This is a genomic window from Halobacillus hunanensis (assembly GCF_900166655.1).
Classification (GTDB): domain Bacteria; phylum Bacillota; class Bacilli; order Bacillales; family Halobacillaceae; genus Halobacillus_A; species Halobacillus_A hunanensis.
In genome coordinates, this window is record NZ_FVZB01000007.1 from 1,301,225 (window position 1) to 1,312,380 (window position 11,156).

The following is an 11,156-nucleotide window of genomic DNA, read 5'->3' on the forward strand; positions in this document are numbered from 1 at the left end:
AGGTATTCTTTTTCATATTGTATATAGAATTCACTGATAAAGTCAACTTTTTTTATTCTTTTAGGCTTTATTCTTTGTTTGATCAGCAAACCTGTGATTTAAATAACTGGTGCTATGCAAATTCATGAACGTTTAATTTTGACTAAGGAGGAACTCTCATGAGTCGATTTTATCGCTACCGGCTCCCGCCATGGTGCAGACATTGGCTGTTTATTATTGAAAGAGCTATTCTGCCCATTATGATTTATCAGCTGTTTCGAACCATATTTTGGCCAACTACACTTGATGTCTTCTTAACAGGTATTTTCATCGGTTTATATATAGCTTTCCATTTAAAATGGATTTAATGCGGAATATAAACGATTTGTCCTGGGCTTACATCTTCTTCGAGGTTATTAATCTTCTCGATTTGTTTAACAGGAACTTCATATCTTTCCGCAATCATTTCAACAGTTTCATTATCTTGTGCGATATACATTTTCATTTTCGTATAGGAATCTTCTCGGTTAGGAAAGAGATGTTTAAAAATTTGTTTAATCCCGTTCACACCAGCTGAGGGGGAGGTTTCTTCCCCGTTTTCATTTTCTTCCCCTTCTTGATATGAAGTGAAATTGGAATGGGGAGGGGCTTCACTCGCATGTACATGATTTGTGGTCCCTTCCCATTCACTAGTGCTTTCAGAGGAAATCTCCTGAATATGCTCGATTTTATTTTCTTTAAAATAATCCGATAAACTTTGTGACTTCTTATAAGTCCATCTTCCCTCTTCATTCTCCTGCTCTTCTACATCCTCTAATTGCTCAGGTTCCTGTAACTTGCGATGTTCCTGAATATCAAAAACCGGGGTATCAGGCCTCTCGGGTTCTTCTTGGTTAAAGTCCATTGGCCCAACCGTCAATGATTCATCAAATACTTCTTGCTCAGGAGCTGGCGAGGCCTGCTCTTGTCTCAAACCATTTATATTAAGTTGGGCTTCTAGTCTAAGATGGTGTTCAGCAGGAATTTCATAGTCAAAGCTTTCAATGTTAATATGAACATCGTCCGCGTCGTCTACCCTATCTGCAGGAATGGTCACTTCAACCGGAAAGGAATGAGAAAACTCGTAAACCCCTTCCTCCCCCCTCTCTACTAAATCTACTACCCGACCTGATTGAATCGGAGCCGTATCTGCATACTTATCCTCTTCTTGCCCTGGCATATATTCACCTGCCAGAATGACGGTTCCTTTTAACCGAACTTCATCCCCTAAATCTTCAAGCGTGATTTCCGGTTCTAAAGATATGCCGAGCAGTTCACGAACACCCTGTCCTCCCTTAAATTGTAAGGATTCATTTAAATAAAATGAAAAGACCTGTTCTTCTTGATTACCCACTCTATCGTCCCCTCCCTATTTAAAATCAACATAGTTGTTTAATACACCATATGCACAACTCTGTCTTATATACATCATTTAGCGAGAGAACAGCATTTTCGTTGCACAAAAAAAGAACACCATCTTTTACGATGATGTCCCTTTTGAGCAACTCTATAATGAGGCGAAAACTTTCTCAGCCGCTTTAATTGTATATTCAATATCTTCCTCTGTATGAGCAGCCGATAAGAAAATCCCTTCGAATTGAGATGGTGGCAGAAAGATTCCTTCTTCAATCATGCCACGATAGTAGGTAGAGAACATTTCCAAATCTGATGCATTAGCACTTTCAAAATTCGTGACTGGTTGATTTGTAAAAAAGAATCCAACCATAGAGCCTGCACGATTCACAGTTAAAGGAACCTGATGCTCTGTTGCTGCGGCAGTGAACCCTTCAATTAGACGATCCACTTTTTTACTGATTTGCTCGTATGCTTCCTCGTCCATTGCCTTCAAGGTCTCGTACCCAGCTGTCATAGCTAATGGGTTCCCCGATAGAGTCCCAGCCTGATAAATCTCTCCAACAGGTGCTACACTTTCCATGATTGCACGCTTTCCGCCGTAAGCACCTACAGGTAGCCCCCCGCCGATCACCTTACCTAGACAAGTCATATCAGGAGTAACGCCAAAATGTCCCTGGGCACTATTGTAACCTACGCGAAATCCTGTCATGACTTCGTCAAAAATAAGTACAGTTTCATGCTCTTGTGTTATTGACCGCAAGCCTGTTAGAAACTCTTCAGTAGGGGGCACAACACCCATATTACCTGAGACGGGCTCCACAATGACAGCTGCCAAGTCATCACCGTACTGTTCAAATACATAACGTACACTTTCCAGGTCATTATAAGGGACAGTAATCGTATTTTTAGCAATCGATTCCGGTACACCAGGTGAATCCGGCAGCCCTAGCGTAGCCACACCAGAACCTGCCTTAATCAACAAGGAATCACCGTGTCCATGGTAATTTCCTTCAAACTTAAGTATTTTGTTACGACCGGTATAACCTCTTGCCACCCGCAATGCACTCATCGTAGCCTCTGTTCCTGAGTTCACCATCCGGAGCATTTCGATCGATGGCACTCGGTCAATCACAAGCTGCGCTAACTTATTCTCAATTAAAGTTGGTGTACCAAAGCTTGTCCCAAGCTCTGTCGCTTTCTTAAGCGACTCTACAACCCGGTCATCCGCATGACCAAGAATTAAGGGGCCCCAGCTTAATACATAATCAATATACTCTTGCCCGTCGATGTCATTGATTTTAGACCCTTTTCCTCGCTCCATAAAAATTGGATTCATATTTACTGATTTAAAGGCACGGACGGGGGAGTTTACCCCTCCCGGCATTAAATCAACTGCCTCTTTATACGCATCTGTAGATCGATCAAAGTTCATCCTCAACACCCTTTCCTTCCAACAAAATTATTGATCTAAATAGCGAGCAACATCTTTTGCAAAATAAGTCACAATTAAATCGGCTCCTGCTCTCTTCATGGAGGTCAGTTTCTCAAGCACGATTTCTTGTTCGTTCACCCAGCCATTTTGAGCTGCAGCTTTTATCATGGAATACTCCCCGCTTACGTTGTAAGCCACCAATGGTAAATGATATCGGTCTTTCAATTCTCTCATAATATCCAGGTAAGACAAAGCTGGCTTCACAATTAAAAAGTCAGCACCTTCCTCAATATCTGATTCTGCTTCACGCAGGGCCTCTAAGCGATTGGCCGGATCCATCTGATAGGAGCGGCGGTCGCCAAATTGCGGAGAACTATGAGCTGCATCACGGAATGGTCCGTAGAATGCTGAAGCATATTTAACAGCATAAGACATGACAGGAATCTGGCTGTAACCGGCTTCATCTAATCCCTTGCGAATAGCAGCAACGAAGCCATCCATCATATTTGATGGTGCGATCACATCCGCACCTGCCTCCGCCTGGCTTACAGCAGTCCTCGTTATCAATTCAAGTGATTCATCATTAGCAATGTCACCATTTCTAATAACACCACAGTGACCATGGTCCGTATACTGACATAAACAAGTGTCAGCAATAACAGTTAGCGAGGTATGTTCTTTTTTAATATAACGAATCGCTTGTTGCACAATTCCTTCATGGTGATAAGCCTGTGTCCCAACCGCATCCTTCTCGTTCGGGACTCCAAAGACGATCACTGATCGCACACCCAGTTGCTCCAGTTCCGTCATTTCCTCTCCTAAGTAATCAAGAGAGACTTGATGTACTCCAGGCATAGAAGCAACGGCATTTTTAATCCTATCCCCTTCTACCACAAAGATCGGATAAATTAAGTCTTCTTTATGAAGATATGTTTCTCTAACAAGGGAGCGCATGGATTCTGTTTTTCTTAGCCTGCGATGACGTTTAAATTGTAATTGATTCATTAAGTATTATCCTTTCTTAGCAAAATGGTCTGCCATATTATCGACCATAGATTTAATTGTGTAGGTTTCGGGAACATACACCGTCTTAAAACCAGAGGATTTTGCAGCATCCCCGGTAGTAGGCCCAATGCAAAAGCAGGGGATATGCAAAGTACGTTCCTTCTGGTCCTTTGTCAGCTGCATAAATGCTTCTACAGTAGATGGACTTGTAAAACTCAACGCATCCAGCTTCTCTAGCTGAGCAGCCAGTAAATCATTTTCCTTTACTAATAGCGTATCATATACGGTAACTGTTTTGAAAAACACCCCTTGCTTTCTGAAGGCACGAGGCAATACTTCTCGAGACCGATTCCCCCGTACAAATAGAATCTTTCCGGGTTTCTCTACCTGCTCAAAAAATTGCTTGATCATAGATGACGCTTGATAATCAGACGGGATAAAATCTGGTGTTACACCGTACATTTCAAGCATATGAGCAGTTTTATCACCAACCACAGCCCACTTACAATGTTCAGGGATCTTAATCTTATATCGATTAATCAACTCGAAAAAAAACTTCACGCCATTAGAGCTTGTAAGAAAAACCCAGCTGAAATCGTGAAGTTTGGATAGAATGTGTTGATTGTCTAAAGAATCATTCAACTTAAACTGAAGGAGAGGTGCATGAAGCACCTTTCCTCCTAATCGTTCAACTTCTCTTGTTATAGATGAGGATTGAGAAGACGCCCTTGTTACTAGGATATTCTTCCCCGCTAGCGGTAACATTACTTGTCATACTCCTCGATGGCATCATCAACAATTTCCTGAGCTCCTTGACTCTTCAAACGTTGAGCCGCTTCTGTTCCTACAGCAATAGGATCTGTGCCTGATACTGTTTCGTGAAGAATTGTTGTACCATCGGGTTTACCTACCAGCGCTGTCAATGTTATCGTTTCTCCATCAAGATTGGCGTATCCCCCGATAGGCACCTGACAACCGCCATTTAAGTCGTGGAGAAATTTCCGCTCTGCAGCGACGGTAGTTTCAGTAGTTTGATGATTAATTTTCTGCAAGAAATCCAATAATTCCTTGTCATCTTCACGACATTGGATAGCCAGTGCACCTTGTCCCACAGCAGGAACGCAAATATCAGGCTCTAAAAACTCGGTAACAAGATCTTCACTCCAGCCCATTCGCTTCAGACCCGCTGCTGCCAGTACGATGGCATCATACTCCCCATCATTAAGCTTTTGAAGACGTGTATCGATATTTCCGCGAATCCATTTAATTTCCAGGTCAGGTCGGACCGCTTTAATCTGTGAGCCGCGTCGTAAACTGCTTGTGCCAACAATAGCACCTTCTTGCAGATCCTTTAAAGCTACGTGTCCATTCGACACAAATGCATCACGGTGGTCTTCACGTACCGGCACCGAAGCAACCGTTAACCCTTCAGCTACAACGGCAGGCATATCTTTCATACTGTGAACAGCTATATCAATTTCCTTATCATACATGGCTTGTTCAATTTCTTTAATAAACAAGCCTTTCCCGCCTACTTTATTTAGAGTAACGTCTAAAACACGATCACCCTTCGTAGATATCCTTTTAATTTCAAATTCATAAGAAGGATCTATTTTTTTTAACTGATCAATGACCCATTCTGTTTGCGTAATTGCTAAATTACTCTTTCGAGACCCTATTACTATTTTTCTCACAGTCACCCTCCTAGAAGAATTTTAGAAATGGAAATTCGACAACGAGCCGAATAAAAAGAAATTTATTAAAAGAATCAGAAATGACGCTGTATTAAACAACGAAATTGCCCGACCTTGATATCCTTTTACCACCCGTAAAAATAAATAGATGATATATACAAGGAGAACAATGAATGATCCGAGAGTTTTTGAATCGTACCAGTAAAACACATCTTCTGAAACATACCCCCATGTTACCCCAAGAATTACCGCAATTAGAAGCAATGGCACCCCAAGAATCACCGAAATATATGAAAAATGGTCCAGCTTGGTTAAATCACCGAGCCGAAGCAGCTTAGTATTCCATTTCTTCTGTTTAAGTAATCGGTACTGAAACAGGTACATGAGAGAAAAAATAAACGAGAATGTGAAAAAGCCATACGAAATGATGGCCAGTGTTATATGAGCTACAAGCATTTCATGAACTAATTCAATCCCCTGGTCATCAAGCACACTTTGGGCTCTCGTCGAGATATGGAGCAACATCACGAGAAACCCTACAACATTTGTAAAAAACACAAGGAAATCCACACGAAATAACCGATTAATAATTAAAGAAAAGGTTACTAAGATCCAGGCATAAAAGTAAAGACCATCATAAACAGTCATAACTGGAAAATTTTCTTCTACAAAAATCTGCCTTAACAAAAAAAGGGTTTGAAGCCCCCAAACCATACTAAGTAACCAGAAGGCTGCTCTATTAGCCTTCCGGTTATTTTGAATGAAATCAATAAAATATCCAATTAAGCTGCAACCATACAGGAAGAGAATTAACTCATAGACCCACTTAAACTCGAACATAGTAAACCTCCACCATTAAGAATTTACAGTCTGAGTAAGTGTGGGGAAGGAAATAGGATCATCAGAATCATTTACTGACTTTTTACTTTTCTTCTCCTGTTCCTTCACTTCCTCCTCAACCTCTTCTTGAATCCCGAAGATTTGAGTAAAGAGACGCAGAGATGCTTCAGCATCTGGCTGTGCAGCGAGTTCTTTTGCCTGAAGTATGGGATCTTTAAGCATCTGGTTGATAATACTCTTTGTATGCTTTCGCAATACTTTCTTTTCCCGTTCTGTTAACTCAGGCATTTTTCTTTCAATACTGCTCATAGTTTCTGACTGGATCCCCAATGCTTTAGCACGTAGTGCAGAAATCACAGGGATAACTCCAATTGTTTGAAGCCATTCTTTAAATTCTACAATTTCAGCTTCAATCATAAGTTCGATTTTTTCCGCAGCTTGTTTCCGTACAGCTAAGTTCGCATCTACGATTCCTTGTAAGTCATCAATATCATAAAGAAAGACGCTCTCAAGTTCTTCTAAACGCGGATCAAGATCCCTTGGAACAGCTATATCCACAAAGAAAAGCGGTTTGCCTTTTCTGGTACGGAGAATTGGTTCTACCTGTTCATGTGTAAGTACATATTCAGTTGAGCCGGTAGAACTGATCACGATATCAGCATCCATTAACACAGATTCTAAATCATCAATTGTGGAAGCTTGTCCATTAAACTGTTCAGCCACTACTTTAGCCTTGGACAACGTCCGGTTAAGCACCGTGACCTTTCTGACACCGAAACCGTGGAGGTTCTTGGCAGCCAGTTCTCCCATTTTCCCTGCCCCGATAATCACGATGTGTTTATGAACTAGATCACCAAAGATTTTACGCGCCAATTCTACGGCTGCATAACTAACAGACACAGCATTATCCCCAATACTTGTGTCTTTGTGAGCTTTCTTCGCCATAGTCACGGCTTGCTTAAATAGTTGATTAAAAATAGTCCCTGTGGTATTTGCCTCTTGAGCTTTCATGAAGACCTGCTTGACTTGACCCAGGATTTGCGTTTCACCCAGCACCATTGAATCAAGTCCAGACGTCACACGCATTAAATGGTCCATAGCTCCATCCGCTTCATAAATAGAAAGAAATGAAGAAAATTCTTCCTTATCAATATTAAACCAGTCAGCCAAAAACTGTTTAACATAATAGCGTCCAGTATGGAGTTGATCCACAACAGCAAAAATCTCTGTTCGATTGCATGTAGAAATGATTACATTTTCGAGTACGCTTTTTTGTGAATTAAGCTTTTGCATCGCTTCCGTTAAATGCTCATCTGAAAATGTAAGATTTTCTCGTATTTCCACAGGGGCTGTTTTATAATTAAGACCTACTGCTAAAATGTGCATTTCATCTACCCCCATATAACGTTCAAAACTATCTCATATAAATTGATTATAACATGAAACCTAATAATTTTTTTGTGAAAATATGAACAGATTTTGAATCCCTTGTGATAGGATACATTTAGGTCCATTGATCACGTCAGGTTCTTAGATTAGAAACACTCTAAATTAATAACTCGTCTGTAATATACCAGAACGCACAGGTAATCGCAAGAAATCAATTTTATAAAAGCTCACTGGACTTGAAATACTATGTTTTTCAAACCTAATTGCTATAGTTAAATTCTAGAACTAAGTATCTTTGGAGGTGTAATCATTTGAAAAACACTGACTCCTTTGCCGGTTTTTTACTAATCGGGCTCGGACTGTACTTTCTTCTTCGACAGTTTAATATACCCTTTTTAAACCCTTTTTACTCATGGCCCACAATACTTATGATCATTGGAGTTGCCTTTCTTTTACATAGTTACATAGCGCATGATTTTGCGAATATCTTCACAGGAGTTCTGCTCCTCGGTTTAGGCGTGCATTTTCACGGCCAGGCTCACTACTCTTTTTGGATTGACCACTGGGGTGTGTATCCCTTTATTATAGGAATCGCTTTACTGCTAAGATCTTTTAAAACTAAATCAGGTCTTTTGCCAGGTCTTATTTTAATGGCGATAGCGATCTTTGCGTTAGTCACCACTTCCAACCCCATTTGGTTTCGTGTTATTAACATACTGTTTGATTGGATTGAAAGCTTCTGGCCTATAGTATTGATCGGATTTGGTGCTTATTTAATTTATAAAAAGAGGTAGCTATTGACATACTTACCGGCTGGAAGCTACTTAAAAATCCCCGCTTCCGCAAGCGGGGATTTGACATTATAAAATAGAACTTAAAAAAGCCTGAGTTCGTTTTTCCTTAGGATTATCAAAAATTTCATTTGGCTGGCCTGCTTCAACAATTCTTCCATCGTGCATGTAGACGACGCGATCTGCCACCTCACGGGCAAACCCCATCTCGTGTGTCACCACAACCATCGTCATCCCTTCCCGAGCTAAGTCTTTCATTGTTTGTAACACTTCACCCACAAGCTCCGGGTCCAGAGCGGAGGTGGGCTCATCAAACAACATAATTTCTGGTTTCATAGCAAGAGCCCGTGCGATCGCAACTCGTTGCTTTTGGCCTCCAGACAAGCGGGATGGGTAGTCATTTGCTTTATCTTCCAGACCTACCTTGAGAAGCAATTCTTTACCTTCTTCCACTGCCTTAGCTTTCGGAATACTCTTAACCTGGATCGGTGCTTCGATAACGTTTTCCAACACTGTTTTATGAGGAAACAAATTAAAATGCTGAAATACCATACCTACTTTTTGCCTGACTTCATTTAAATTATCTTTCTTTGGGTCTACATCTTCTCCCCTGATAATAACTTCACCGCTGTTCTTCATTTCAAGGAAATTCAGACAGCGAAGCATGGTACTTTTCCCAGAGCCGCTAGCTCCAATTAAAACAACCACTTCACTTTCATTTACATTAAAGTCAATGTCTTTAAGAACATGTAAATCACCAAAATATTTATTTAATTGCTCTACACGAATCATTTCTTTAGTTTTAAGCAAAATACTCAACCTCCCCATTAATCACTTACTGCTAACTTCTTCTCGATTAAGCTTACTAAAATCGTAAGCAAGAATACAAGAATTAAATAATATACAGCACTAACAAGCAGCCATGTCATATAATCAAATGTATTAGCTCCCTGAGTTGTAGCGACAGCGAAAATTTCCGCAACACCCACAAACGCAGCTAAGGAGGAGTCCTTTAAGCCAATAATAAACTGGTTTCCAAGCGGAGGCAATGCGCGTCTAAAGGCCTGTGGTAAAATAATTCGACGCATCGTTAATGAACGACTCATTCCAAGTGAACGACCAGCCTCAGTTTGTCCCTTGCCAATCGATTGAATAGAACCTCGAAATATTTCCGCAATATAGGCCCCATTGTGAAACGCAAGTCCTAGAGATACAGCCCAGAAACCACTCATCATCCAAATTTCAGTAAGACCGTAGTAGAAAACAAAGATTTGCACAATAAGCGGAGTACCTCGAACAATGTAAATATATATATTTGCTACCCACACTAAGGGTCTAATTGCTGAAATCTTTAATAGGGCAAAAAGTAATCCAATAAAGACAGCTAAAAAAATGGAGACTGCTGTCAGCTTTAACGTCATAAAAGCAGCTTCGATAAAAATTCCACGACTTTCTACCAACGCTCCGAAGAAACCACTATATTCCATAACTCCACTCCCTTTCAAGTGAAAAAAGAGTACGCAAAGCGCACTCTTTATTCAGGTCTTATCCATAATTAAATAGTTCACTCAGGCACAGTTGTAATATCGTCATTAAAGTATTTTTCGCTAATCTCTTTTAACGTACCATTTTCGCGTAGGGTGTCTAAGGCAGCATTGATGTCCTCAAGTAGCTTATCCTTACCTTTGGCAACAGCAATTGCCTGGTCACTGCGTTCAATAATCTTTTTACCCTCAATTTCGAGTCCCTGGCCTATAGCTTCCTTCCCTGTTAAGAAATCAGTGATCACAGCATCATGTCTGCCTTTAGCTAAAGCTTGTAATGCTACAACATCACTATCATAAACTTTTACATTTTTCGTTACGTCTTCTGCAAACTTAACGTAAGTCGAACCTTTTGATACGGCTATTTCGAGACCTTCCAAATCTTTTAGTGTTTCATAATCACTACCTGGCCTCGTAAAGATTTGAGCCCCCGAATAATAATATGGAGTTGAAAAATTCACTTCTTTGGCACGTTCTTCTGTTATTGTATGACTGGCCACCGCAATGTCATATCGGCCCGTTTTAACCCCTTCAACAATAGCAGCAAATTTAGACTTCTCTTGGGCAGGCTCTAATCCCAGTTCTTTTGCTACTGCATTTCCGACATCAATGTCAAAACCTGTCATCTCTCCTCCAGTGGTCATGCTAAATGGACGAAATTCTCCAGAGGCAGCAAAAGTTAATTTCCCCTCTTCCACAAGATCATACCCAGAAGAAGATTCACCTGAACCATCTGAACTAGAAGCTGCTTCTTCTTCACCATTACTACCGCAAGCAGCAAGTGTGAAGATCATTAGACTTCCAAGCAAAATAGTAAATAATAATTTTTTCATAAGTTCTAAAATCTCCCCCCATTTTTATTGCGACACCTTTATAGTATATACTAAATTCTGATTTTTCACAAAATTTGAATTATACTAAAATCCTTTATAATGAGAAAAAATACATAGGTTCTTTTCCAATACCTGGACAATCCTCCTAAATCCCGCTGTATCCTTAAAATAACAAGTTTGAGTTAATCTCATAATAGATTCTTCCATAAATACAAAGGCTTGCAGAGGCTGGGACAAAAGCATTTTCACCAAAT

12 protein-coding genes are annotated in these 11,156 nt (G+C 40.4%); 2 read left to right on the top strand and 10 right to left on the bottom strand.

Annotated elements, in window-relative coordinates; all coding sequences use genetic code 11:
• Positions 1-158 precede the first annotated feature (158 nt).
• A complete protein-coding gene (locus tag B5354_RS19340; RefSeq protein ID WP_079530420.1) occupies positions 159-347 on the top strand; it encodes a hypothetical protein in 189 nt (62 codons plus the stop codon).
• Here the strand turns inward: B5354_RS19340 and spoVID are convergent.
• The 7 genes from spoVID to hemA form a co-directional block, all read right to left on the bottom strand.
• Entirely contained in the window at positions 344-1,372 is a 1,029-nt protein-coding gene (spoVID, locus tag B5354_RS19345) for a stage VI sporulation protein D (RefSeq protein WP_079530421.1), read from the bottom strand. The two genes, B5354_RS19340 and spoVID, sit on opposite strands and share 4 nt — an antisense overlap.
• Positions 1,373-1,525: 153 nt before the next feature.
• Positions 1,526-2,806, bottom strand: coding sequence for a glutamate-1-semialdehyde 2,1-aminomutase (gene hemL, locus B5354_RS19350; protein WP_079530422.1), 1,281 nt, complete (start codon positions 2,804-2,806; stop codon positions 1,526-1,528).
• 27 nt (positions 2,807-2,833) lie between these two features.
• Positions 2,834-3,811, bottom strand: a complete 978-nt coding sequence (hemB, locus tag B5354_RS19355) for a porphobilinogen synthase (RefSeq protein ID WP_079530423.1) — start codon at positions 3,809-3,811, stop codon at positions 2,834-2,836.
• 6 nt (positions 3,812-3,817) lie between these two features.
• Positions 3,818-4,576 (bottom strand): uroporphyrinogen-III synthase, encoded by a 759-nt coding sequence (locus B5354_RS19360; protein ID WP_079530424.1) that lies wholly within the window; start codon positions 4,574-4,576, stop codon positions 3,818-3,820.
• Complete coding sequence (gene hemC, locus B5354_RS19365; protein WP_079530425.1) at positions 4,576-5,505, bottom strand: hydroxymethylbilane synthase; 930 nt, start codon at positions 5,503-5,505, stop codon at positions 4,576-4,578. Before hemC ends, B5354_RS19360 begins: the two co-directional genes overlap by 1 nt.
• 21 nt (positions 5,506-5,526) lie before the next feature.
• Entirely contained in the window at positions 5,527-6,345 is an 819-nt protein-coding gene (locus B5354_RS19370) for a cytochrome c biogenesis protein (protein ID WP_079530426.1), read from the bottom strand.
• Between the two features lie 15 nt (positions 6,346-6,360).
• On the bottom strand, positions 6,361-7,731 hold the full coding sequence (hemA, locus tag B5354_RS19375; protein WP_079530427.1) for a glutamyl-tRNA reductase: 1,371 nt from the start codon (positions 7,729-7,731) through the stop codon (positions 6,361-6,363).
• A 314-nt stretch (positions 7,732-8,045) separates the two neighbouring features.
• Here hemA and B5354_RS19380 point away from each other — a divergent pair, with 314 nt between their 5' ends.
• On the top strand, positions 8,046-8,528 hold the full coding sequence (locus tag B5354_RS19380; RefSeq protein WP_079530428.1) for a LiaI-LiaF-like domain-containing protein: 483 nt from the start codon (positions 8,046-8,048) through the stop codon (positions 8,526-8,528).
• 66 nt (positions 8,529-8,594) lie between these two features.
• Here the strand turns inward: B5354_RS19380 and B5354_RS19385 are convergent, their stop codons facing one another.
• The 3 genes from B5354_RS19385 to B5354_RS19395 form a co-directional block, all read right to left on the bottom strand.
• On the bottom strand, positions 8,595-9,317 hold the full coding sequence (locus B5354_RS19385) for an amino acid ABC transporter ATP-binding protein (RefSeq protein ID WP_079530646.1): 723 nt from the start codon (positions 9,315-9,317) through the stop codon (positions 8,595-8,597).
• 35 nt (positions 9,318-9,352) lie between these two features.
• Positions 9,353-10,012, bottom strand: a complete 660-nt coding sequence (locus tag B5354_RS19390) for an amino acid ABC transporter permease (protein ID WP_079530429.1) — start codon at positions 10,010-10,012, stop codon at positions 9,353-9,355.
• Positions 10,013-10,089: 77 nt separating this feature from the next.
• Positions 10,090-10,902, bottom strand: a complete 813-nt coding sequence (locus tag B5354_RS19395; RefSeq protein ID WP_079530430.1) for a transporter substrate-binding domain-containing protein — start codon at positions 10,900-10,902, stop codon at positions 10,090-10,092.
• Positions 10,903-11,156 lie beyond the last annotated feature (254 nt).

What these genes read in the sequence shown, in the direction of transcription:
- B5354_RS19385 (WP_079530646.1), bottom strand. Translation starts at nt 9,317, where the DNA reads ATGATTCGTGTAGAGCAATTAAATAAATATTTTGGTGATTTACATGTT.
- B5354_RS19390 (WP_079530429.1), bottom strand. Translation starts at nt 10,012, where the DNA reads ATGGAATATAGTGGTTTCTTCGGAGCGTTGGTAGAAAGTCGTGGAATT.
- hemA (WP_079530427.1), bottom strand. Translation starts at nt 7,731, where the DNA reads ATGCACATTTTAGCAGTAGGTCTTAATTATAAAACAGCCCCTGTGGAA.
- B5354_RS19395 (WP_079530430.1), bottom strand. Translation starts at nt 10,902, where the DNA reads ATGAAAAAATTATTATTTACTATTTTGCTTGGAAGTCTAATGATCTTC.
- B5354_RS19370 (WP_079530426.1), bottom strand. Translation starts at nt 6,345, where the DNA reads ATGTTCGAGTTTAAGTGGGTCTATGAGTTAATTCTCTTCCTGTATGGT.
- B5354_RS19340 (WP_079530420.1), top strand. Translation starts at nt 159, where the DNA reads ATGAGTCGATTTTATCGCTACCGGCTCCCGCCATGGTGCAGACATTGG.
- hemL (WP_079530422.1), bottom strand. Translation starts at nt 2,806, where the DNA reads ATGAACTTTGATCGATCTACAGATGCGTATAAAGAGGCAGTTGATTTA.
- B5354_RS19360 (WP_079530424.1), bottom strand. Translation starts at nt 4,576, where the DNA reads ATGTTACCGCTAGCGGGGAAGAATATCCTAGTAACAAGGGCGTCTTCT.
- hemB (WP_079530423.1), bottom strand. Translation starts at nt 3,811, where the DNA reads ATGAATCAATTACAATTTAAACGTCATCGCAGGCTAAGAAAAACAGAA.